This window comes from Bacillus subtilis subsp. subtilis str. 168, from assembly GCF_000009045.1.
Classification (GTDB): domain Bacteria; phylum Bacillota; class Bacilli; order Bacillales; family Bacillaceae; genus Bacillus; species Bacillus subtilis.
Genome location: NC_000964.3, coordinates 1,421,992 through 1,445,312, shown reverse-complemented (window position 1 = coordinate 1,445,312; position 23,321 = coordinate 1,421,992). Strand labels below are relative to the sequence as shown.

Annotated in this window: 25 protein-coding genes and 3 other RNA genes; 10 read left to right on the top strand and 18 right to left on the bottom strand. The window is 42.4% G+C overall.

All coding sequences use genetic code 11. The features are described from left to right. Window positions 1-14 precede the first annotated feature (14 nt). Entirely contained in the window at window positions 15-1,214 is a 1,200-nt protein-coding gene (gene ykvP / locus BSU_13780; RefSeq protein NP_389261.1) for a spore protein (HGT island), read from the bottom strand. Between the two features lie 480 nt (window positions 1,215-1,694). After that, complete coding sequence (gene ykvO, locus BSU_13770) at window positions 1,695-2,441, bottom strand: putative oxidoreductase (HGT island) (RefSeq protein NP_389260.1); 747 nt, start codon at window positions 2,439-2,441, stop codon at window positions 1,695-1,697. Between the two features lie 168 nt (window positions 2,442-2,609). On the opposite strand from ykvO, the gene ykvN reads away from it, so the two are divergent. Further along, window positions 2,610-2,966, top strand: a complete 357-nt coding sequence (ykvN, locus tag BSU_13760; RefSeq protein ID NP_389259.1) for a putative transcriptional regulator (HGT island) — start codon at window positions 2,610-2,612, stop codon at window positions 2,964-2,966. A 558-nt stretch (window positions 2,967-3,524) separates the two neighbouring features. On the opposite strand, the gene queF is transcribed toward ykvN, so the two are convergent. The 6 genes from queF to ykvI all read right to left on the bottom strand — a co-directional run bounded on the left by queF (window position 3,525) and on the right by ykvI (window position 7,221). Continuing rightward, window positions 3,525-4,022 (bottom strand): NADPH-dependent 7-cyano-7-deazaguanine reductase, encoded by a 498-nt coding sequence (gene queF, locus BSU_13750; protein ID NP_389258.1) that lies wholly within the window; start codon window positions 4,020-4,022, stop codon window positions 3,525-3,527. Between the two features lie 17 nt (window positions 4,023-4,039). After that, on the bottom strand, window positions 4,040-4,771 hold the full coding sequence (gene queE / locus BSU_13740; RefSeq protein NP_389257.1) for a 7-carboxy-7-deazaguanine synthase: 732 nt from the start codon (window positions 4,769-4,771) through the stop codon (window positions 4,040-4,042). Next, on the bottom strand, window positions 4,764-5,213 hold the full coding sequence (gene queD, locus BSU_13730) for a 6-carboxy-5,6,7,8-tetrahydropterin synthase; queuosine biosynthesis (protein NP_389256.1): 450 nt from the start codon (window positions 5,211-5,213) through the stop codon (window positions 4,764-4,766). Before queD ends, queE begins: the two co-directional genes overlap by 8 nt. Further along, complete coding sequence (gene queC / locus BSU_13720) at window positions 5,206-5,865, bottom strand: pre-queuosine 0 synthase (RefSeq protein ID NP_389255.1); 660 nt, start codon at window positions 5,863-5,865, stop codon at window positions 5,206-5,208. The genes queD and queC overlap by 8 nt, the downstream gene beginning before the upstream one ends. A gap of 129 nt (window positions 5,866-5,994) precedes the next feature. Beyond that, an RNA gene (gene qswA, locus BSU_misc_RNA_22) (preQ1 riboswitch) lies at window positions 5,995-6,039 on the bottom strand. A 138-nt stretch (window positions 6,040-6,177) separates the two neighbouring features. Further along, window positions 6,178-7,221: a putative transporter gene (ykvI, locus tag BSU_13710; protein NP_389254.1), complete on the bottom strand. Its 1,044-nt coding sequence runs from the start codon at window positions 7,219-7,221 to the stop codon at window positions 6,178-6,180. A gap of 364 nt (window positions 7,222-7,585) precedes the next feature. Between ykvI and clpE the strand changes: the two genes are divergently transcribed. From clpE to motB, 3 genes are all read left to right on the top strand, one after another. Then, the gene (gene clpE / locus BSU_13700) at window positions 7,586-9,685 is read left to right on the top strand and encodes an ATP-dependent Clp protease (class III stress gene) (RefSeq protein NP_389253.1); all 2,100 of its coding nucleotides are present in this window, start codon (window positions 7,586-7,588) and stop codon (window positions 9,683-9,685) included. Between the two features lie 382 nt (window positions 9,686-10,067). Next, window positions 10,068-10,880 (top strand): motility protein A; MotA component of the H+-coupled stator flagellum complex, encoded by an 813-nt coding sequence (gene motA / locus BSU_13690; protein NP_389252.1) that lies wholly within the window; start codon window positions 10,068-10,070, stop codon window positions 10,878-10,880. Then, window positions 10,852-11,637 carry a motility protein B; MotB component of the H+-coupled stator flagellum complex gene (gene motB, locus BSU_13680; protein NP_389251.1) on the top strand — a complete coding sequence of 262 codons (786 nt, stop codon included), beginning with the start codon at window positions 10,852-10,854 and terminating at the stop codon, window positions 11,635-11,637. Before motA ends, motB begins: the two co-directional genes overlap by 29 nt. A 39-nt stretch (window positions 11,638-11,676) precedes the next feature. Here motB and mhqR read toward each other — a convergent pair whose 3' ends face one another. After that, entirely contained in the window at window positions 11,677-12,114 is a 438-nt protein-coding gene (gene mhqR / locus BSU_13670) for a transcriptional regulator (MarR family) (protein NP_389250.1), read from the bottom strand. A gap of 192 nt (window positions 12,115-12,306) precedes the next feature. Between mhqR and kinD the strand changes: the two genes are divergently transcribed. Next, complete coding sequence (gene kinD / locus BSU_13660) at window positions 12,307-13,827, top strand: histidine kinase phosphorylating Spo0A (RefSeq protein NP_389249.1); 1,521 nt, start codon at window positions 12,307-12,309, stop codon at window positions 13,825-13,827. A gap of 27 nt (window positions 13,828-13,854) precedes the next feature. On the opposite strand, the gene eag is transcribed toward kinD, so the two are convergent. Further along, a complete protein-coding gene (gene eag / locus BSU_13650; protein ID NP_389248.1) occupies window positions 13,855-14,286 on the bottom strand; it encodes a putative small membrane protein in 432 nt (143 codons plus the stop codon). 85 nt (window positions 14,287-14,371) lie between these two features. Further along, on the bottom strand, window positions 14,372-14,629 hold the full coding sequence (gene spo0E / locus BSU_13640) for a negative regulatory phosphatase acting on Spo0A-P (sporulation) (RefSeq protein NP_389247.1): 258 nt from the start codon (window positions 14,627-14,629) through the stop codon (window positions 14,372-14,374). A 202-nt stretch (window positions 14,630-14,831) separates the two neighbouring features. Between spo0E and ykvA the strand changes: the two genes are divergently transcribed. Then, complete coding sequence (ykvA, locus tag BSU_13630; RefSeq protein NP_389246.1) at window positions 14,832-15,152, top strand: hypothetical protein; 321 nt, start codon at window positions 14,832-14,834, stop codon at window positions 15,150-15,152. A 40-nt stretch (window positions 15,153-15,192) separates the two neighbouring features. Here the strand turns inward: ykvA and mtnD are convergent, their stop codons facing one another. The 6 genes from mtnD to mtnE all read right to left on the bottom strand — a co-directional run bounded on the left by mtnD (window position 15,193) and on the right by mtnE (window position 19,672). Beyond that, entirely contained in the window at window positions 15,193-15,729 is a 537-nt protein-coding gene (gene mtnD, locus BSU_13620) for an acireductone dioxygenase (Ni2+ or Fe2+-requiring) (RefSeq protein NP_389245.1), read from the bottom strand. 14 nt (window positions 15,730-15,743) lie between these two features. Beyond that, window positions 15,744-16,373: a methylthioribulose-1-phosphate dehydratase (MTRu-1-P dehydratase) gene (gene mtnB, locus BSU_13610; RefSeq protein NP_389244.1), complete on the bottom strand. Its 630-nt coding sequence runs from the start codon at window positions 16,371-16,373 to the stop codon at window positions 15,744-15,746. Beyond that, complete coding sequence (gene mtnX / locus BSU_13600; RefSeq protein NP_389243.1) at window positions 16,331-17,038, bottom strand: 2-hydroxy-3-keto-5-methylthiopentenyl-1-phosphatephosphatase (HK-MTPenyl-1-P phosphatase); 708 nt, start codon at window positions 17,036-17,038, stop codon at window positions 16,331-16,333. Before mtnX ends, mtnB begins: the two co-directional genes overlap by 43 nt. Continuing rightward, window positions 17,035-18,252, bottom strand: a complete 1,218-nt coding sequence (mtnW, locus tag BSU_13590) for a 2,3-diketo-5-methylthiopentyl-1-phosphate enolase (DK-MTP-1-P enolase) (protein ID NP_389242.2) — start codon at window positions 18,250-18,252, stop codon at window positions 17,035-17,037. Before mtnW ends, mtnX begins: the two co-directional genes overlap by 4 nt. Window positions 18,253-18,336: 84 nt before the next feature. Continuing rightward, an RNA gene (mswD, locus tag BSU_misc_RNA_21) (S-adenosylmethionine riboswitch) lies at window positions 18,337-18,437 on the bottom strand. A 38-nt stretch (window positions 18,438-18,475) separates the two neighbouring features. Beyond that, window positions 18,476-19,672, bottom strand: coding sequence for a methionine-glutamine aminotransferase (mtnE, locus tag BSU_13580; protein NP_389241.1), 1,197 nt, complete (start codon window positions 19,670-19,672; stop codon window positions 18,476-18,478). A 94-nt stretch (window positions 19,673-19,766) separates the two neighbouring features. Here mtnE and mtnU point away from each other — a divergent pair, with 94 nt between their 5' ends. The 4 genes from mtnU (at window position 19,767) to mtnA (ending at window position 23,141) form a co-directional block, all read left to right on the top strand. Then, window positions 19,767-20,546: a ketoglutaramate omega-amidase gene (mtnU, locus tag BSU_13570; RefSeq protein NP_389240.1), complete on the top strand. Its 780-nt coding sequence runs from the start codon at window positions 19,767-19,769 to the stop codon at window positions 20,544-20,546. Window positions 20,547-20,629: 83 nt separating this feature from the next. Continuing rightward, window positions 20,630-20,786: S-adenosylmethionine riboswitch (gene mswC, locus BSU_misc_RNA_20), an RNA gene on the top strand. Window positions 20,787-20,878: 92 nt separating this feature from the next. Continuing rightward, on the top strand, window positions 20,879-22,072 hold the full coding sequence (gene mtnK, locus BSU_13560; protein NP_389239.2) for a methylthioribose kinase (methionine salvage pathway, promiscuous): 1,194 nt from the start codon (window positions 20,879-20,881) through the stop codon (window positions 22,070-22,072). Window positions 22,073-22,079: 7 nt separating this feature from the next. After that, window positions 22,080-23,141 (top strand): methylthioribose-1-phosphate isomerase (methionine salvage pathway), encoded by a 1,062-nt coding sequence (gene mtnA / locus BSU_13550; RefSeq protein NP_389238.1) that lies wholly within the window; start codon window positions 22,080-22,082, stop codon window positions 23,139-23,141. A 33-nt stretch (window positions 23,142-23,174) separates the two neighbouring features. Here the strand turns inward: mtnA and BSU_13545 are convergent, their stop codons facing one another. After that, complete coding sequence (locus BSU_13545; protein YP_009513954.1) at window positions 23,175-23,300, bottom strand: hypothetical protein; 126 nt, start codon at window positions 23,298-23,300, stop codon at window positions 23,175-23,177. Between the last annotated feature and the right edge of the window lie 21 nt (window positions 23,301-23,321).

Sequence of the window (23,321 nt, the reverse complement as noted above, 5' to 3'; positions counted from 1 at the left end):
CATATTACTCTCCTTTAGAATAATTTGTTATTAATATTTCTAAACAGTTTCTCTCTAATCTTAATGATTTGTCCAGCATATATTTGATCTGATTTGAAATGATTAAGCTCCATGAGTTGCTGCAGGGAAACATTATACTTACTGGCAATTATTGATAATGTTTCACCGGGAGTAACATGATGGATCACGTATTTTTCTTTGAGAACATCTACATAATGAATGGTTTCCCCTAAGTTTCTTATGATTCCTCTGCTTTTTAGCACCTCAAGCATTCTCTCGGCTCTATGCCGATAGGAATCATTCTTTACAGCCTTTTTACCGTTTATCTGAATCTTTTTTCTCTCGCTATCATGATTTAAATAGTATTTAACCTTTTCCAATGTTTCTTTTGGGGAGGAAGAAACGATGAGATCGCGGCCAGGTTTGAATTTACCTCGAACTGCTGGTGTATCCGATGTCAATAAAAACCCCCCGGAACCAAGAATCTCATAGGTGCGTTGTGTAAGTTGGCTTTCACAGTTTTGCAAACCGATAATGATTTTTGCTGAACTGTAAACTTTATATGCTTCAGTATAATCAAGGTATCCATGGATCCAATTGCGGGGAATTTCTCTTCCTATATATTTACTCATTTTTTCCCAGTTTCTCCCCCAAAAATCAATGCGAATACCCTTCCGTATAAGAGGACGAATAAGCGTTTTTAAAGAGGACGAACGGAACACTTCCGGATGTTCTTCAAGAAAATTAGGGTAAGCATTAGCCACCACTGCTATATCACAACTGTATTTCGCTAATGGTTTAATCTGGTGATGTATACTTTCGTGAAATGCAAAGTCTAAGTGAGCTGCTTTAATCCCCATGCTTTCATAAGTTTTACACAGAGAAGGCGTGACCGTGAAAACAAAATCCGGTTTCATCTTTTTAATTAACGGGATAGTAAAGTTTTGAGTGTGCAGCGGGTCTTCAGTTGCCCAATAAACGAGAGGGATATTCACCTTTTTAGTAGCGTTGCGAATCCAGGCCTGCTTTTCCCTTGAATGCTCTGGTGTCCATCCCATAGATACTATTAAATCTGGTTTAAATTCGTCTATCATTTCAGTTATATTTTCCCGACTTACAGGACCGGAAATCATTACGGTATGTCCTGCTTCCCTAAACCCATTCGGTAAACCATAGAGCCACATGGGATGACTCTCAAGGAAAAGAATTTTCACACATTTCCATCCTCTCTTTCACTTTTTAATGTCTACTTTATTGGTATGTATATGTAATATAACTTGTCGCGGTACTAGTCTATAAAAAACGTTCAGGTGTGAGATCACGAGATAGCTTGTGTGGGATGCCCCACAAAAAAAGAAAGCAACCTACAACATATTTTCCTATGTGGTTATTCAGGACATAAGGATTCCTTTAAATATTTTTAAAAGTATTAGAATACAAGGACAGGGATATTATTTTTTATTAAAAGTCAAGAGCCCCCGTTACTTTAAGTACATTTATTCACAGTGTAATCTTTTTTACAGGTCATTTAGTAGTAGCCCCAGGAAAATGCGAATTTACAACGTTAATCAAATTCAAATATAAAAAAGTCGAATTCCCTGTCCTTTAAGGAAAACGACTTTTTTATACGACTTCTTCAAGTAAATCCCCATTAACCTTTTTTGGGGACTATTTGTAATCTCTGCGCAGTGAAATTATACCTGTGCTAGCCCGCCATCTACGAACAATTCAACACCCGTCAAGTAACTGCTTTCGTCTGAAGCAAGGAAAGATACAGCGTTTGCTACTTCTTCAGGTGTCCCAACTTTTCCAGCTGGAACAGTATTTCTGCTATTTTCCAGTACCTCTTCAAGTGCATCACCAAAAAGCTCATCGTAGGCAGGTGTAAGAATACCTCCTGGACTAACCACATTTACACGGATTTCAGTACCTTTTAGGTCAAGAATCCAGTTGCGAACTAGTGCTCTTAATGCTGCTTTAGATGCTCCATATACACTAAACGCTGGGTTGCCAATTGATCCAGCAGTAGAGCCCGTTACAATAATAGAACCTACTTTGTCCGGGAATAGTGATAACGCTTTTTGAACAGTAAAGATGGTTCCTTTAACGTTAATGTCGAACGTTCTATCAACCTGCTCTTCAGTAATTTCACCTAATGGAAGGAAGTTGCCGATGCCTGCATTAGCAAAAAGAATGTCCAACTTACCTTTTTCCTGCTTTATAATGTCATATAGTTTGTCTAAGTCTTCAAGCTTAGAAATATCACCTTGAACACCGGTTACGTTCTTGCCAATTTGGTTAACAGCTTTATCAAGTTCGTTTTGTCTACGTCCCGTAATATAAACATATGCACCTTCGTTTACAAATTTTTGTGCTGTAGCAAGACCAATCCCACTTGTTCCACCCGTTACAAGCGCTATTTTACCTTCAAATTTACCCATACTTAACACTCCTTTAGAATTAATTTTATTTTATGTCTAGTACCTTTAAGTACTTGAAGAACAACTTACAAGATATAGTATCCTTCAGTAAGCACATTATCGGAAGTACCCACTTTTTTGTGATATAGTAACTAAAAAGTAATAAATGTGGAATGGAGAGCTTTAGACATGAAAAAATTTAGCTGTGGGTTTGAAGTGACAAAGGAAGTTATTGGCGGAAAATGGAAAGGCCTTGTATTATACTTTTTAATGAATGGACCAAAGAGAACGAGTGAATTAAAGCGCATTATCCCAAATATAACTCAGAAAATGCTGATTCAAACACTTAGAGAGCTTGAAGCCAGTGGACTTGTGAGCAGAAAGATGTATAATCAAGTACCGCCGAAGGTTGAATATTCATCCACTGAACTTGGAGAATCTCTTAAACCTATCTTGCAGGAGCTCTGTCAATGGGGAGGCTATTATGCGGAGCAAGAGTATGCAGAAGGTGAATATGAAATTGTACAACCAGAACAACTAAGTTAGGATTGATGTAGCTGCTGAAGTAAATGCTAAACAACTTCAATACCATCACCTAACAGATGAAGAACAGTCAGAAATAAATGAGATATTCAATTTTGAAAGTGAAGTTCTAATAAGAAGTGTCATCGACTATATTCAGGAGAATTGATGAAATTCAAAAAAGAGCTGTTTCAAATGTTAAAGAGAAGGTTCAGAAACTTAGCCAAAAAATAAATGAAGATATTGATAATAATATTTAATGCCTATGATCTCTAGATAGGCATTTTTTCTTTCGGATAAAAAAGAAAAGACGTACAAATTGTACGCCTTAATCTGCTTCTGTACTATCAATTTTTCACTGCATAAAAGTCACAGTTCAGGTTGCACCTCAGGTCACACTTTTTAATACAATTCCCATGAGTAGAGCCATTTTCAGGTGTGACTTTTCCCACTTTTATTGAGCTTAGTGCGGGTCACACTTCGCTGTGACCAGGTCACATTTCCGCTGAAAATTAACGCTGAATGTTCGGATTTTACTGTGACTCCACTTCCTTTTACACTCCGTATCACACAACGGAATAATTAACGATTATCAATTGTCTCCGGATACAAATCATGGTTCATCATACGGTATTCGGCCATTTTCTCATACTTCGTGCCAGGCTTTCCGTAGTTTGTGTACGGATCAATGGAAATTCCGCCTCTTGGCGTGAATTTGCCCCATACTTCAATGTAGCGCGGGTCCATTAATTCAATCAAGTCGTTCATGATGATATTCATGCAGTCCTCGTGGAAGTCACCATGGTTTCTGAAGCTGAATAGATACAGCTTTAATGATTTGCTTTCAACCATTTTTTCATCAGGAATGTAGCTGATGTAGATTGTCGCAAAGTCAGGCTGGCCTGTTTTAGGACATAAAGATGTGAATTCCGGGCAATTGAATTTTACAAAGTAATCACGGTTTACATGTTTATTAGGGAAGGATTCCAGCACGTCCGGTGCATATTCGAACAAATAATTTGTACCTTGATTGCCTAGCAATGTTACACCTTCTAATTCTGATTCTTTTCTTGTCGTCATGTTCATCTTCCTTTCTATTATACTCCGCGTTTGTTGCCCCATAACAGGGTGTGCAGCTGCGGGAGCACTCTGACGAGATTCAGCTCCGCATCGACAGCTACCTTATCAACAAGCGCTTCATATTTTCCAAGCAAATGTGCAATCAGTGACTGATCATCTGTCGTATGCACGTCATCATTTCCGACTTGTAAATAAAACGGGATTCCCGGATACCGCTTGTGCACAGTTTTGGCAAATTCCAGATCTTCATCATTAAAGATGACAACCTTCAAGCTGACAGCATGCTGTCTATCATTCTCTTGAAGTGAAGTTAAAATGTGGTCAAGCTTTTGAAAGTTCGTTACCATTTTTGAGCTTGGCGGTTTTGGAGAAATTGTCAGGTCATCAATCAGCGTAAACCAATCCTGATAAACGGTCCCTTGAGTTTCAAGCGCTGCACGGATGTTATTTTCCTTCAGCAGTTCAATAAAAGCATCCAGCTGTTTTAACAGAGCCGGGTTGCCGCCTGAGATCGTCACATGAGAAAACGCATCTCCCCCAATGTCCTTAAGCTCCGCAAAAATCTCCTCCGCCGTCATCCAGCGAATATCTTTTTTAGCAGACCCGTCCCAAGTGAAAGCGGAGTCACACCAGCTGCAGGAATAATCGCAGCCGGCTGTCCGGACGAACATCGTTTTCTGTCCGATCACCATGCCTTCTCCTTGAATCGTCGGGCCGAAAATTTCTAATACAGGAATTCCTTTAGCCATTCAAACCACCCTTTTTCGGACGGTAGACACAGTAGCTTGTCGGTGTTTCACGGACAAACACCTGTACACAGGTCGGCTTATTCTCCAAAGTGTCTAAATAAGCCTGTACGTTGTCATAAATCGTTTTCGCCACGACTTCAGTTGTCGGCAGCGAATACCGGTCGTCCTGAGAAAAATCTTCATGATCATTTAATAGCGTGTGATCATAGTTTCCGTGCACCAGTTTTTTGAGTACGCTGAAATTGACAAGAAAGCCTGAATCGTCAAGTTCGTCGCCGGCAACGGTTATATTTACGGTATACGTATGCCCGTGAACCCTGCTGCACGCTCCCGCACTTTCCCGAGGGATAAAATGAGCGGCTGAGATATGCATGTCCTTATTCAGTTCAAACGAATAAGGATGCTGGGCCTGCGGATAAATTTGAGATAACAATTTATGCACGCTCTCCTTTCATCACCATATATTCTTCATAACCTTTTGAACGAAGGTGACATGCCGGACATTCGCCGCAGCCGTCTGCGATGATGCCGTTATAGCATGTCAGCGTGTTGTTTTTCACAAAATCCAGCGCGCCAAGCTCATCTGCAAGCTTCCACGTTTCCGCCTTATTGAGCCACATGAGAGGCGTGTGGATCACAAACGGCTTCTCCATTGCCAGATTTACCGTGACATTGCAAGATTTCACGAATTCGTCACGGCAGTCAGGATAACCACTGAAGTCTGTCTCGCAAACTCCTGTAATAATGTGGCGCGCGCCAATTTGGTAAGCCAGGATAGACGCAAAGGATAAGAATACCAAATTGCGGCCTGGAACGAATGTGGATGGCAGTTCGCCGTCTTTTACTTCTATCTCAATATCATTTCTAGTCAGGGCATTCGGTGCAAGCTGATTTAAAAGTGACATATCAAGCAAATGATTTTTCACACCAAGCTTTTCCGCAATGGATTTTGCCACTTCAACTTCCTGCGAATGTCGCTGATTATAATGAAAAGTCACCGTTTCGACTTCTTCGAATTCTTTTAAGGCCCACAGTAAGCATGTTGTGCTGTCTTGACCGCCGCTAAATACGACAATTGCTTTTTCTTTTTTCATGATTCCTCTCCTTCTCCGCAATAAAAACGCCGGCGAGAGACATCGCTACAGCTAATTCACGCAAAAAAACACCTTTTTTCGGAAGGTGCTCTAGAAAAACATAAAAAAGGCCGTATCCAAGGATACAGCTCGTCCTTAGTTTTTTATAGAGGGTGTAGCTAGAACCTCTCCCGCATATCGCACGGATTTTCTTCAATTTTTTCACTTCTGCTATCTTACCATAATGATGTTTTTCTTGACAATAAAAAAGTCAGTCCCCGGTTCCTAGATCAATTATCGCTCTATAGTGACGGTTCGTTTCATTATATATATTTATAAACTGCGCCGCCGAGGAGCTTTTTTGCAAAGCAAAGCGCCTATGAAGGCCAGGCTCACATAGCCAAACAAGGGATAAATCGTTGAAATAAGCCTGCCGTACCCTATTTGGCTCGTAATATAAGCCGTGATCATAATGGCTGCAAAGATATATTTGCTTTTCACTGGAAGAAAGCTTTGCACTTGTTTTTCTAATCCATATAGATTACCGATAACTGATGTGAACACTTCTCCGAAAATAATGAGTAAATAAATCAAATGGACAGATCGTGCAAAGAGATAAACCACTTGCGCCATCGGTATATCATACAAAAATACATCCGGAAGAGTCGACAAAGACAGAAAACTCGCGGACAGCACAATCGTCAGCATCGTGCCTCCGATTAAAGCGCCTTTTTTTATCACTTTCTCCGATGACATTTCATTCGCCAGCGGAACCAAAACAGCTTGGGCAAGCGATAAATTTAAAGCCCCGTAAGAAACTGCTGATAACAGCCAATCCCAGCGATGCGGCCAGACCCACTGAGCTGCGTTTCGTGATTCGCTGAATATAAAAGAGTCGGCCACCACAATCATTGAAAAGATGATTAAAAGAGGAACAACAAACACATTGACACCGAAAATGCCTTTTACTCCTCTAGTCATCACAATTAAACTCAGACCGATTGTAATGAGCATCCCAATCTGAGCGGACATCCCCAGCTGTTCCTCAAAAAGCGCCCCTGCCCCTGAAAGCATAACAGATGTAACTCCAAGGAGAACAAACAGCATAAATACATTGATAATCCGCCCAGCCGTCGCCCCGAACAAAAATATGTTCATTTCTTGATATGACTTGGCATTGATTCGCTTTGAAATGATCATCAGCTTGGCCCCCAGTAACGTAAACATTCCGCCGCTGACGAGAATGCCGAAAAAACCGAACCAGCCGAACTTCAGAAAAAACTCAACAATTTCCCTCCCAGTCGCAAATCCAGCTCCGACTACTGTGCCGACATACACAAAAGCAAGCTGACTTGCAGACCCTTTTGATTGTTCCATTTCTTCCCTCCGAACGAACCGCAGTTTTGTCCATATATGCCTTTTTATAACCTATGAGACAAGTTCCTTGAAAAGACGAAGAAAACATGTTTTACTTTGTAACAAATCAAAAATTTTTGTGCATAAGACTTGAAAGTCAAAGATAGTCAGAGTATACTATTAATCAAAGTTGGTCAAACAAACCGGCCTTTTTTAAAAATCAATTGGTCAAAGATAGTCAAATATTCAGTCTGCTTTGAGCATATTGGTTTGAATGCCGTTAAGTTTGCCGTATACTAATAGTCAAAGAAGGTCAAACCCAATAGACCTTTTTATTCACTTTCATTGGTCAAAGATGATCAAATTATTAAGGAGGTTTTGGCAAATGCGTTGTCAACATTGTCATCAAAACGAGGCGACGATTCGCCTTAACATGCAAATAAATTCCGTTCATAAACAGATGGTTCTTTGTGAAACTTGCTATAACGAACTGACCCGTAAACCTTCAATGAGTATGGGTCCTCAATCTTTCGGATTTCCGTTTGAACAGGCATTCCAGCCGAAAGAACAGAGCGCAGCAAAACAAAGCGAAAAAAAAGGGTTGCTTGATGAGCTGGCTCAAAATATTACAAACGGTGCAAAAGCCGGTCTCATTGATCCCGTCATCGGCCGTGATGATGAAGTGGCGCGAGTGATCGAAATTCTAAACCGCCGAAACAAAAACAATCCGGTTCTTATTGGTGAGCCGGGTGTAGGGAAAACTGCCATCGCTGAAGGGCTCGCTTTAAAAATTGCTGAAGGTGATGTTCCAAACAAACTAAAAAACAAAGAGCTATACTTGCTTGATGTTGCATCTCTTGTTGCAAACACAGGGATCAGAGGCCAATTTGAGGAGAGAATGAAACAGCTGATCACTGAGCTGAAGGAACGAAAAAATGTCATTCTGTTCATTGATGAAATTCACCTTCTCGTCGGCGCAGGCTCTGCAGAAGGATCAATGGACGCCGGCAACATTCTCAAACCGGCCCTAGCCAGAGGCGAACTGCAAGTCATTGGCGCGACAACACTGAAAGAATATCGTCAAATCGAAAAAGATGCCGCGCTGGAAAGACGTTTTCAGCCTGTCATGGTGCAGGAGCCTTCAATTGAACAGGCTATCCTCATTCTGCAAGGGATTAAAGACAAATACGAGGCGTACCATGGCGTAACATTCAGTGATGAAGCAATCAAAGCATGTGTCACTTTATCATCCCGCTACATTCAGGACAGACACCTGCCGGATAAAGCAATTGATTTATTAGATGAAGCAGGTTCAAAAGCCAACCTGTTAATTGATGAACTGAATGATGAGGATGCCGCTGAACGCTTAACTGCAATTGAAGCCGAAAAAACAAAAGCCCTGGAAGAAGAAAATTACGAACTGGCGGCAAAACTCCGTGATGAAGAACTCGCATTGGAGAAAAAACTGAACAGCTCCTCCGCTCATACCGCTGTCACTGTGGAAGCTGAGCACATTCAGGAAATTGTTGAACAAAAAACAGGCATCCCTGTCGGCAAACTGCAGGCAGACGAACAAACGAAAATGAAAGAACTCGAAGCAAAACTTCATGAACGCGTGATCGGACAAGAAGCCGCTGTTCAAAAAGTGGCAAAAGCGGTAAGACGAAGCCGCGCCGGATTAAAATCCAAAAACAGACCAGTCGGCTCCTTCCTCTTCGTCGGTCCTACCGGCGTAGGGAAAACAGAGCTTTCTAAAACACTGGCAGATGAATTATTCGGCACAAAAGACGCTATTATCCGACTCGATATGAGCGAATACATGGAGAAACACGCCGTATCTAAAATTATCGGTTCACCGCCTGGATATGTCGGCCATGAGGAAGCTGGACAATTAACTGAGAAGGTGCGCCGCAATCCTTACAGCATTGTGTTGCTGGATGAGATTGAAAAAGCACACCCAGACGTTCAGCATATGTTCCTGCAAATTATGGAAGATGGCCGTCTGACAGACAGCCAAGGCAGAACTGTAAGCTTCAAAGACACTGTGATCATCATGACAAGTAATGCGGGTGCTGGTGAGAAACAAACGAAAGTCGGTTTCCAATCAGATGACAGTGTCATCGAAGAACAAACATTAATTGATTCACTGAGCATGTTCTTTAAACCTGAGTTCCTCAACCGTTTTGACAGCATTATTGAGTTCCGCTCATTGGAAAAAGAACATCTTGTCAAAATCGTCAGCCTTCTTCTTGGAGAACTTGAAGAAACATTGGCGGAACGGGGCATTAGCTTGAATGTGACAGATGAAGCGAAAGAAAAAATCGCTGAGCTGGGCTACCACCCTTCATTCGGTGCACGTCCGCTTAGAAGAACCATCCAAGAATGGGTTGAGGATGAAATGACCGATCTGCTGCTTGATAATGGCGAGATCACAAGTTTTCACGTGATTTTAGAAGATGATAAAATCAAAGTGCGAGCAAAATAACAATCAGCGGTTTCCTTTTAGGAAGCCGCTTTTTTTTATACTTTCATACTCTTGACTTAGAAATTACCGTCCCTTCTCCTGAAGCGCTACTTCCCTTCATCCTTTACACTTTTTTAAGGAGGGATGGAACATGTTTATATACAGTGAATATGTATTTCTACTATTATATGAATACCATCTGAAGGACAGCTTGCAAGCAAGCTGCTAATTTCAGTAGACCCCCGGGCTTTTCAATTTTGGAGAGCCCGTTTTTGTTTATTTCTCCCTTCTATGCCTCTTCCTTGAATATTTCATGAACAAATTCACAATGTCCCTAAAGTTCCGGGCACCAAAACCGATATTAACCATAGACAAGCTAGTAAAAAAGGATTTGGTGAAAACTATGGATAAAACTTCGTTAATCGGTATTATTCTTGCTTTTGTGGCATTGAGCGTCGGGATGGTTCTGAAAGGCGTCAGTTTCAGCGCCCTTGCAAACCCCGCTGCCATTTTAATTATTATCGCCGGGACAATCTCAGCAGTCGTTATTGCGTTCCCAACAAAAGAAATTAAAAAAGTGCCTACGCTGTTTCGAGTGTTATTTAAGGAAAATAAACAGCTCACAATAGAGGAACTCATTCCTATGTTCTCTGAATGGGCTCAGCTTGCACGCCGCGAAGGTCTGCTTGCTTTAGAAGCAAGCATTGAGGATGTAGATGATGCTTTCTTGAAAAACGGGCTCAGCATGGCTGTTGACGGGCAAAGCGCGGAATTTATAAGAGATATTATGACAGAGGAAGTCGAAGCAATGGAGGACAGGCACCAAGCAGGAGCCGCTATTTTTACACAAGCAGGAACGTACGCTCCGACACTTGGAGTACTCGGCGCTGTAATCGGGCTGATTGCCGCTCTCTCTCATATGGATAACACAGATGAGCTTGGACACGCCATCAGTGCTGCCTTTGTTGCCACACTTCTCGGTATCTTTACAGGGTATGTGTTATGGCATCCTTTCGCAAATAAATTAAAACGAAAATCAAAACAGGAAGTAAAACTGCGTGAGGTCATGATTGAAGGTGTTTTATCCGTTTTAGAAGGACAAGCACCGAAAGTCATCGAACAAAAGCTTTTAATGTATCTTCCTGCGAAGGACCGCTTGAAATTTGCAGAACAAGGAGAGGCGCAAAATGGCGAGAAAAAAGAAGAAGAAGCATGAGGACGAGCACGTTGATGAATCATGGCTCGTTCCTTACGCCGACATCCTTACTCTTCTCCTGGCATTGTTTATTGTGCTGTACGCGAGCAGCTCGATTGACGCAGCTAAGTTTCAAATGCTCTCAAAATCATTTAATGAAGTTTTTACAGGCGGAACCGGTGTACTGGACTACTCCAGTGTCACTCCTCCTGAAAACGAGTCAGACGGCATCGATGAAGTGAAAAAGGAAAAAGAAGAGAAAGAGAAAAACAAGAAAGAAAAAGAAAAAGCAGCTGATCAAGAAGAACTTGAAAATGTGAAGAGCCAGGTGGAAAAGTTCATCAAAGATAAAAAGCTGGAACATCAGCTGGAGACGAAGATGACTAGTGAAGGCCTTCTGATTACGATTAAAGACAGCATCTTCTTCGATTCTGGAAAAGCGACCATCCGTAAGGAAGATGTGCCGCTTGCAAAAGAGATTTCAAATCTTCTTGTGATTAACCCGCCAAGAAATATCATTATCAGCGGACATACTGATAATATGCCAATTAAAAATTCTGAATTCCAATCAAACTGGCATTTAAGCGTCATGAGAGCGGTAAACTTTATGGGGCTCCTGATTGAAAACCCCAAGCTCGATGCAAAAGTGTTCAGCGCCAAGGGTTATGGCGAGTATAAACCGGTGGCTTCCAATAAAACTGCGGAAGGCCGAAGCAAAAACCGGCGGGTTGAAGTTCTCATTTTGCCGAGAGGCGCAGCGGAAACAAATGAAAAATAGCAAAAAAGGAAGCCTTGTGACATATCAGGCTTCCTTTTTTTACTTATTATGAAACTGTTTTGCGTTTAATCCTACTCTTTTTAACATTTCGGTGCACATCTCTACCTCTTCTTCGCTTAATACGCTGATCATTTCATCAATTTCAGCAGCGTGATCAGGGAAAATATCGTTCAAAAGACCGATGCCTTTTTCAGTAATTTGCGCAAATGTCACTCGTCTGTCTGTAGGAGACGCTTTCCGAATGAGAAGTTCTTTTTGCTCCAGCTTATCTACAACGTATGTGATGCTCCCGCTAGCCAAGAGAATTTTATCTCCTATCTGCTGCAGCGGCTGATCGCCTTTATGGTACAAAAGCTCTAGCACAGCAAATTCAGTCGGATTCAGCCCATGCTTATGAATATGCTTATTCATATGATCGTTAATAGACCGATACGCGCGCGACAGCACGATAAATAACTTCAGTGATTTTTCTGTCATGTCTCAATCATCCTTTTAGAAACCGTTACAGAGAAACATTAATAAACAAAGACCAAAATGTCAATAAAAATCTTTCCAATATTTCTCTTCTTTTTTAAAATGTAAGCTTGCCAACATCTTTTTCTAATTTTTTTGGTTATTTTTTCTTATTAAAGAAGAAGAAACAATGATATAATACCTCTAATCAGGTGTATGTTGGAGCGATGCAAATTGAAAATACTAAAAGGCGCCTGCGGGAGAGTCAAACTTTATATCATACTGGTCGTGATTCCGGCAATCGTCATCAGCTTTTTCGTATATGAAAAAGAAAAAGATACAATAGCTGCAGAACATAAACAAGAAGCAAGTGTCCTGCTAAACCTTCACCGCAACAAAATCAATTATTTAATCGGAGAAACAATGGCGAGAATGACCTCCTTGTCCATCGCCATCGACAGACCGGTTGATATAAAGAAAATGCAATCAATTTTGGAAAAGACCTTTGATTCAGAGCCGAGATTTTCCGGTCTCTATTTTCTCAATGCCAAAGGAGACGTCACCGCAAGCACAACCGAATTAAAAACGAAAGTAAACCTGGCCGACAGATCTTTTTTTATAAAAGCAAAGGAAACTAAAAAGACAGTCATTTCAGATAGTTATTCGAGCAGAATTACTGGTCAGCCAATTTTCACAATTTGTGTGCCTGTTTTGGACTCAAAACGTAATGTGACAGATTATCTTGTCGCAGCTATTCAAATTGATTATTTGAAAAATCTCATTAACTTACTAAGCCCTGATGTTTATATTGAAGTTGTGAACCAAGACGGGAAAATGATTTTTGCGAGCGGACAAGCCTCTCATGCAGAGGATCAGAAACCTGTCAGCGGATATCTGGATGATATCAGCTGGAATATGAAAGTCTATCCGAACCCGGTCACAATAGAAGAACTGTCGAAAAGCCTTGTGCTTCCGCTTTCATGTATTATTGTTCTGCTGAATATCCTTTTTATTCTCGTGCTGTATTATTTGCTGAAGCGGCAGACCCAGCTGGAGCGCTCAGAAAACGAGGCGCAAAAATTAGAGCTGATCGGGACGCTTGCTGCCAGCACAGCCCATGAAATCCGTAACCCCCTCACCGGGATAAGCGGCTTTATTCAGCTGTTGCAAAAGAAATATAAAGGTGAGGAAGATCAGCTTTACTTCTCCATTATCGAACAGGAGATAAAGCGCATCAATCAAATAGTGAGTGAGTTTCTCGTTCTCGGCAAGCCGACAGCTGAAAAATGGGAGCTGAACTCACTTCAGGACATTATCGGAGAAATTATGCCGATCATTTATTCTGAGGGCAATCTATACAATGTTGAAGTCGAATTACAGTATCTAACCGAGCAGCCCTTACTCGTAAAATGTACAAAAGATCATATTAAACAAGTGATTTTAAATGTAGCAAAAAATGGCCTCGAGTCAATGCCTGAAGGAGGCAAACTGACGATCTCCCTAGGAGCTTTAGATAAAAAAGCCATAATCAAAGTTGTGGATAACGGTGAAGGGATTTCTCAGGAAATGCTGGATCACATCTTCCTTCCCTTTGTTACTTCTAAAGAAAAAGGAACCGGTCTCGGCCTTGTTGTTTGTAAACGGATCGTGCTGATGTACGGAGGCTCTATTCATATTGAAAGTGAAGTGCGAAGAGGCACAGAGGTGACGATCACCCTCCCCGTATCCGCATCATAGCCCCCCTGACCATGTCAGGAGGGTTTTTTATCTTCGTGATCGGGCATTGCCATTCGATTTGCTTGCTGGTCTTCCAGAAAAAAGGATTTTGATGAAACGCAACAGCATTTTCAAAAGCAAAAAAAACATAAAAAATACTAAAAAACCCTTTATACCTTCCGTGGCATCTAAAAACTCCATATTCCCTCTCCCCGTCACCTTTTGCTGAATCTCAATCGCAAATACGATGACAATGATGACTGTAACGGTATAGATAAAGGACAAGGCTGTCATACTCCATTTAGAAAGCCATGTAAACACAGCGTGAGTGACGCCGAAAAAGAATATGCCAAAAATGCCGATCACCCAAAAATGCATTTCTTTGTCAGTTAAATGAATGCCAAATATTCCGCATAAGGAAATAAAAGCATCATGAAATTGATTGACCATTTCGGTAATGAGAATCGCCAGTTCCTTCATTAGTTCCCTCTTTCATATGAATTTTTTCCAGAAAAAAAGAGCGCTTCCGAAAAGCTCTCTCTTTATATATGCATCTGATAGGCCGCTATTTATTTGCATCATATGCTGGCATAACATCTCTGCGGGGCCACAAGCCTAATTTCTTTACAAGGCCTTGAATCCCTTGGGAATGTTCGTTTTCTTGCATAAGCTGATGATATTCATTTATTAAACAATCCAGCTCCTGACTGTGCCTGATCGTGTCATGCCCTGTAAATCCCTGCTTTCTAGCGGCATCTATCATTAACTTTCTTTTTTCATCAATAGACACCAACAATCTTTCTTGTTCAGAAGAACCGCCCATTCACTTCACCCCTCGCCGCTAAGAAATAGGAAACAAGTTTGATTGGGTTATTGTGCATTATTACAGATTATACTTTATTTGTAAACATATTTTCATTAAATAAGTTAATTTTTCAGGTATAATAGATATATTGATAGGATTAGAAGAACAATACCCAGGTGAAGAATATCTTAAACACGCCGCCAGGCAGGAGGTATGCCCAATGAAGAAAAAGAAAGCAATAATGCTCGGAGCGGCAGGCGGAAAAGCGATTTTAAAGAGGAAAAACCGAAAAAAATGTATCCAGCACATCACTACTTTTTTTCAGATGCTTCGCGATTGGCGAAATGGCGACTACCCTCGTTCACAGGTTAAAACACTTTTGCTGTTAACTGCCGCAATCCTGTATATCGTCATGCCGCTCGATATCATTCCAGACGTAATCCTCGGTCTTGGATTCATTGACGATGCAGCTGTTTTAGGTTTGATTTGGACACTGATTAAAAAAGAACTGTCACAATATGAAAAGTGGCGTTTGCAATAAATATAAAAAGCCCCGTTCGATGAACGGGGCTATCTCACGCTTATTGATTCACGCTGTCTTTTTCATAAATAGGAACCCAGCCTTCAGTTGTGACAAAAATTCTCACCGCGACAACTTTGCGGTCCTCCTGAAGCGTGAAGTAATGGCGGATATTCTCAGGCACGGAGATTAAATCTCCAGGGTTTAAACGGACATCAAAAAACGTGCCGTCCTGGCCTTGAATGACAAAAATACCGTGTCCGCTTACAATAAAACGAACCTCATCGTCTGTATGGTGATGCTCTCTTTTAAAGTTTTCAAGCAGTTCATCAAGTTTCGGATTGCTGTCTGACAATGAAATAACATCCTGTGCTTTATAGCCGCGGCGGGTTGAGATATCTTTAATTTCAGTTTCGAAGGTATCAAGAATTTGCTGTTTTTCTTCTTCTGTCAGGTCATATTTCTCTGAGAGATGTTCCGGAAGCCTCGTGATATCCCATTGCTCATAAATAACCTCTTGACTGTCCAGAAAGCTTGCCACTTCCTCTTGATTTTCAATCGTTGTATTTGCCTCATCATGAATTCGAATTGTAGCCATTTCAATTCCTCCTTTTATTTAACCAGCTGATGCTCGAGTGTTTTCAATTTCAAATGGTAGCTGAACAAAAATTCATACGCTTCAAGCACTCTTTTTGCCTCAAATGCTGTTTTCCCCCAAGCCGTAATACCATGATTTCGGATCAGAACAGCTCCTGAATCTTCTGAAATCTCTTCCGCAAACAGTGCCGCTAGCGTCGGGATATGTGCCGGATTTTCTATAATCGGAACGGTCACTTCTGCGTTCTCTTCCCACAAGCCGAGTGCTTTTATAATTTCCTGGCCTTTGAATGTGATTTTCTTTTGGTCTCCGTATAACTCTGAAATCACATTATTGTTTACCGTATGGACATGCAGGCAGCATCCGGCATTGGTTTTATTGTACAAATGTGTATGCAAAAGCGTTTCTGCTGACGGTTTCAGAGAATGCCCGCTTTCAGCAGGCTCTCCGTTTTGATCGACCAGCAGAAAATCTTCAACCGTCTCTTTGCGTTTATCTTTTCCGCTTGCAGTGACGAGAAATGTTAAAGGCTCATCTGTAACCTTAATTGACAGATTGCCGCTAGTCGCCGGAAACCAATCTCTCTCTGCCAATTCCCGTTTTACTTCAGCGAGCTCTCGCCAGCGTTCTTGTTTTGCAGCCATTCCTGTACCTCCTTTACATTCTCAATTTCCTTTCTGATCTCATAAAAATCTTGATACGGAAGATGATTGAGGTTTTGCTCCCGGCATTCGTTTAATAAATAATCCCTTGCAAAGCATAGGTCAGACAGCTTTGCTGCCTCCACATCTGTAACCGAATCACCGATCATGATGATATATTGGTTCGGTTCAGAAAGTTCATGGATGACCGACGGCTTACAGCACCCGCATTGATTGCTGCATGTGCCCTTGCAGGAATGAGGCCAGTCAATATGGATATAGTCATTGTCAAATGAAGCATGGTTGCAATAAATGCGGTCTTTCTCCACAATGCCTTCAAGCAAAGGATATACAAAAAAGTCCATTCCACCGCTTATGACATAAAACGGAATCTCGTGCTCATTGATAAATGCTACAAATTCCCGAAAGCCTTCCCTGATTTTTGCATCTTCCAATACAAAACTTGTAATCTCTTCTTTTAAACTGCTGGGCAGAAGGCCGAACATCCGCCCGACACCTTCCTTGATTGACAGCGTTTTGGAAAGTACGCCGTCTTTTAATGCCATCCACTCTGGGGGAGCAAATGTTTTCATGATATTTATAATGTTGTCGTTCATCGTGATTGTTCCGTCAAAATCACAAATAATAAAAGGTTTTCGAGTCGTCATACGGCTTCAGCCTTTCCCCATTTATCTAGCGCAAGCTTAAGATCCTTGCATTGTTCGGCTTTTTCATCAATCGGCTGGGCCTCTAGGACCGCATCAATAATAGCTCTGAACGCTCGCCCCCCGCCTTGGGCACCGTTCGGATGTCCATGTACGCCTCCTCCGGCGTTAATAATGTGGTCTATGCCGAAATCACGCATTAATAGCGGAACCATGCCGGGATGAATGCCTGCTGACGGAACAGCAAATGTTTGGTTAAAAGCATCCTCTCTCACACATTCTTCATGAATCGCCAGTGCATCTGCTCTTGGAAGCGCAACCGAACCATATGGAGACGGAAAGAGGCTGAAGTCAGCACCGCAATATCGGTTTAATTTTCCGAGTAAAAGAGCGTGAGAAAAACCGTAAAACGGAGAAGACGTAAACGCTCCGCTCACTGCTGGATGCGCCATAATCGGAACTGGGATTTCAGGATCTTCTGCAAGGCCTTGCATAACGTCCAAGCCGTAAGCGAAGACATTAAACAAAAGCGCATCCGCTCCCAATTCGGCGGCGCGTCTCGCTTTGTCTTTCAGATCAGCCGTACGTCCGGTCAAATTCACCGCATACAGCGTTTTATGTCCGGTTTGTTCATACGTTTCTTTCAATATTTGCTTTCCTTCTGCAATTCTTGTTTCAAAAGGCGCTAGACCAGTCTCAAAGAAAATTTCATCGTCTTTAATCAAGTCAACTCCGCCAAGCGCCTGCTGCCGGAGCTGTTCTTTAATATCACTCAGGTCCCTTCCGATTACGCCTTTAAATATGCTCATTAACAGCGGTCTCTCAAACTCTCCCAGCAGCTTCCGGATGCCGTATACGCCAAACTTCGGTCCCGGCAGTGCACGCTTAAATGCTTCAGAGAAGTGAAGATCGATTAATTTGATTTTTCCGTCCAGGGACAGCTTGCCAAACACTGTTGTCAGCAAAGCCGGAATATCCTGAGAGAAATTGATTTCAGGATAGGCAATTGTGATGACCGCTTGTTTTTCTGATGCAGCAGTTCCCTCTCTCTCCTCAACTTTTATCACCCGCCCCTTGTGCTTTTGCATTTGCTCCTGTTTTACAAGGGGCAGATCAGTCCAGGAGCCTACTGTCAATCCTGTTGCGATTTGTTCTGCTTTCTTCTCTGTATCGGCTCCCGGTTCGGTCAGGAGATATGTCGCTAATAACTCACTCATGCCAGAGCTCCTTTCATTTTCATCCATATCAAAAAACCTCTTCAAACTGCAATCGCGTCTAAAGAGGTTTCGTTTCTCGTCCGAATCTTATCTCTCAGCCGCTAGCTGCAAGAATTAGCACCGTGCTTTATAAGTCGGTTGCCGGGCTTCATCGGGCTCGTCCCTCTGCCTGCTCTTGATAAGAAAATATAGATTTTATAAATTATTTTGAATTATCCCATCGTTATAAGGTCTTGTCAATGCTTTTTTGGGTAAACAGGTTCAGTTTGCCAATTCGATAAGCGGCTTCCTTAAGTCTTTCTTCACTTGTTAAAAGTCCGACTCTGACGTAGCCCTCGCCATATTCACCGAAGCCGTTTCCAGCCGCAACTGCCACATTCGCTTTTTCCAGCAAAAGATCTGAGAACTGCTCAGAAGTATAGCCTTCAGGCACAGGCAGCCATGCAAAAAAAGAACCTGCGGGAGCTGTTACATCCCAGCCGATTTCCCGGCATGCCGTGATCCAAGCGTTTCTCCTGCTCTCATACCTGGCATTTTGCTCTGCCACACACGTCTGATCGGCTAACAGTGCCTCTGCTGCAGCCTCCTGAGTCGCTCTGAAAAGACTGACAAACATATGGTCTTGATAAAGATTGATCGCTTCAATGACCGAAGCGTTTCCGACGGCAAAGCCAACCCGCCATCCTGCCATATTATACGTTTTTGACAGCGTGTAAATTTCAATTCCGATATCCTTCGCACCTTCAGTCTGCAAAAAGCTTAAAGGCTTGCAGCCGTCAAATCCTACAGCGCCGTAAGCAAAATCGTGAACGACGCAGATTCCGTTTTCAGCCGCAAAACGCACGGTATCTTCAAAGAACTCGGAAGTAGCAACAGCTCCAGTCGGATTATTCGGATAATTCAAATACATCAATTTCGCCTGTTCCCTTATTTCAGCGGTTATGCTGCTGTAATCAGGGAGAAACGCTCTGTCCTTTACGAGCGGCATCATTTCCATCTTTGCTTTTGCAAGTGTGACACCCGACCAGTAATCAGGATAACCCGGATCGGGAACTAAAATCGTATCACCGGGATTCAACAAGCATTGCGGGAGCTCGACTAGACCGGCTTTTCCGCCGAATAATACAGCGACTTCGGTTTCCGGATCCAGATCAATGCCGTATTCTCTTTTGTAAAATGCAGCAGCCGCTGACTTCAGACGGTATGAGCCGCGAAAAGACGAATATTTATGATTCTCAGGATCAGCGACAGCTCGTTTCATCTCCTCAACAATATGCTCAGGAGTCGGCTGATCTGGATTTCCCTGTCCCAGATTGATAACGTCATGTCCTTCTGCAAGCTTTCGGTTCACTTTCTGCACCAGAGAAGCGAAGAATTGTTTAGGCAATTCCTTCAATACATGAGACTGTTCAAATTTCATCTATTCTCACCTTCTAAAAAAATCTTGAAATGATAGTCCATCATCATATATGGTTAAATGAAAAAAGTAAAGAAAAATTTGGGGTGTTAAAAAGATGAAATGGACGATATCTTGTCTTCAATTTGATATTTCATACGGAAAACCTTCGGAAAATATAAAAAAGGCTGAATTTTTCATCGAAAAAGAAAGCAAACATGCTGATGTTCTTGTTCTGCCTGAATTATGGACGACCGGATATGATCTGGCCAATCTTGATGAACTCGCTGACGAAGACGGCCGCTCCGCTCAGAGCTGGCTGAAGAAAACGGCAAAAAAACATGGTGTTCATATTGTCGCCGGATCGGTCGCTGTCAGGAAGAATTCTGATGTTTATAATACAATGTACATCGCGGATAAGGAAGGGCAAATCATTAAAGAGTACAGAAAAGCCCATCTTTTTCAGCTGATGGATGAGCATCTGTATTTATCAGCCGGTTCCGAAGACGGATACTTTGAGCTTGACGGCGTCAAAAGCTCTGGATTGATCTGTTACGATATCCGTTTTCCGGAATGGATCAGAAAACATACGACAAAAGGCGCCAACGTGCTGTTTATTTCTGCGGAATGGCCTCTTCCCCGCCTTGATCATTGGAAAAGCCTGCTTATTGCGCGGGCCATTGAAAACCAATGCTTTGTCGCAGCCTGCAATTGTACCGGTTCAAATCCGGATAATGAATTTGCAGGACATAGCCTGATTATTGATCCATGGGGACGTGTACTTGCTGAAGGCGGCCGGGAAGAAGGCATAGTCCGAGCGGAAATCGACCTTCAAGAAAGCGCAGAAGTTCGGGAGAGCATTCCTGTTTTCGATGATATCAGAAAAGATTTATATTAAAAAATATATTGACAACTAACTAAATTACCTGTTACCATGTTCATCAACTGATAAATTAGAATTGTCAAACAAGTGAATATATTCTCTTATCGAGAGTTGGGCGAGGGATTTGGCCTTTTGACCCCAAAAGCAACCGACCGTAATTCCATTGTGAAATGGGGCGCATTTTTTTCGCGCCGAGACGCTGGTCTCTTAAGGCACGGTGCTAATTCCATTCAGATCTGATCTGAGAGATAAGAGAGGCGGACATAGATGTTAAGCCTCCTTCTCTCTGAGAAGGAGGCTTTTTTACGGCCACATATTAATTAATTACATAATTGGAGGTTATGATGATGGGAGTCACAAAAACACCTTTATACGAAACGTTAAATGAAAGCTCCGCTGTGGCGTTGGCGGTGAAGCTTGGCCTATTTCCAAGCAAAAGCACGCTGACATGCCAGGAGATCGGAGACGGCAACTTAAATTACGTTTTTCATATTTATGATCAAGAACATGACAGAGCATTGATCATTAAACAGGCGGTTCCGTATGCAAAAGTGGTGGGAGAAAGCTGGCCGCTGACAATCGACCGTGCAAGAATCGAAAGCAGCGCTCTCATCCGTCAGGGCGAGCATGTGCCTCACCTGGTTCCAAGAGTGTTTTATTCTGATACGGAAATGGCGGTTACCGTCATGGAGGATCTCTCTCACCTCAAGATCGCAAGAAAAGGACTCATTGAGGGTGAAAACTATCCTCATCTGTCGCAGCACATCGGTGAATTTTTAGGAAAAACACTTTTCTACTCATCAGATTACGCGCTTGAACCTAAGGTGAAAAAACAGCTTGTTAAACAGTTTACAAATCCAGAGCTATGCGACATTACGGAAAGACTTGTTTTTACAGATCCTTTCTTCGACCATGACACAAATGATTTTGAAGAAGAGCTTCGTCCTTTTGTCGAAAAGCTTTGGAATAATGACAGCGTTAAAATCGAAGCCGCTAAGCTGAAAAAGTCATTTTTAACGTCTGCAGAAACGTTGATTCATGGTGATTTGCATACAGGAAGCATTTTCGCAAGTGAGCACGAAACAAAGGTGATTGATCCTGAGTTTGCTTTTTACGGACCGATCGGCTTTGATGTAGGGCAATTTATCGCCAACTTATTTTTGAACGCACTCAGCCGTGACGGGGCTGACAGAGAGCCGTTATATGAACATGTCAACCAGGTCTGGGAAACGTTTGAAGAGACGTTTAGTGAAGCCTGGCAGAAGGACAGTCTGGATGTTTACGCCAACATCGACGGTTACCTCACTGATACGCTCAGCCATATTTTTGAAGAAGCAATCGGATTTGCGGGCTGTGAGCTGATACGACGCACGATCGGCCTTGCCCATGTAGCTGACCTGGATACGATCGTGCCGTTTGATAAACGAATCGGCAGAAAACGCTTGGCGCTCGAAACCGGCACAGCCTTTATCGAAAAACGTTCGGAATTCAAAACGATAACAGATGTTATTGAATTATTTAAGTTACTTGTAAAGGAATGATCTATTCATGACCCATTCATTTGCTGTTCCACGTTCTGTTGAATGGAAAGAAACAGCTATTACCATTTTAAATCAGCAAAAGCTTCCTGATGAGACGGAATATTTGGAGCTGACGACGAAAGAGGATGTATTTGATGCGATTGTCACGCTCAAAGTAAGGGGCGCTCCGGCGATCGGCATTACAGCTGCCTTCGGACTGGCGCTTGCTGCCAAAGACATTGAAACAGACAATGTCACGGAATTCCGCCGCAGACTGGAAGACATCAAACAATATTTAAACAGCTCACGGCCTACCGCCATTAATTTGTCATGGGCGCTTGAGAGACTGAGTCATTCGGTCGAAAACGCGATTTCCGTAAATGAAGCAAAAACAAACCTTGTCCATGAAGCCATTCAGATTCAGGTCGAGGATGAGGAAACGTGCCGGTTGATCGGCCAAAACGCCCTGCAGCTTTTCAAAAAAGGCGACAGGATCATGACGATCTGCAATGCCGGCTCAATCGCGACAAGCCGCTATGGAACGGCGCTAGCTCCGTTTTACTTGGCCAAACAAAAAGATTTGGGATTACACATTTATGCCTGTGAAACAAGGCCTGTCCTGCAAGGTTCACGCCTTACTGCTTGGGAGCTGATGCAGGGGGGCATTGATGTCACTCTGATCACAGACAGCATGGCCGCCCATACGATGAAGGAAAAACAAATTTCCGCTGTTATCGTCGGAGCCGACCGAATTGCAAAGAACGGTGATACGGCAAATAAAATCGGCACATACGGTCTTGCTATTTTAGCAAACGCCTTTGATATTCCGTTTTTTGTCGCCGCACCTTTATCTACATTTGATACAAAGGTCAAATGCGGCGCTGATATCCCGATAGAGGAACGAGATCCCGAGGAAGTCAGGCAGATTTCCGGAGTTCGGACCGCTCCATCCAATGTGCCTGTCTTTAATCCCGCTTTCGACATTACACCTCATGATCTCATTTCAGGAATCATCACAGAAAAAGGGATTATGACCGGAAACTATGAAGAAGAGATTGAACAGCTGTTTAAAGGAGAAAAGGTGCATTAAAAAACCGCTGGACTTTGCTCATTTGGAGCCGAGTCAGCGGTTTTTTTGTTTCTTTTTGTTAACATTGATGATTTCATCTTTTTGAGCGCTTGATAAGATATGCAGTTTCACAAACAGTTCGGCAAAAACGGCAAGTTTCTCAGAGCGGCTCGGCTTCAATTGCTTTGTCCTCCTTTTTCA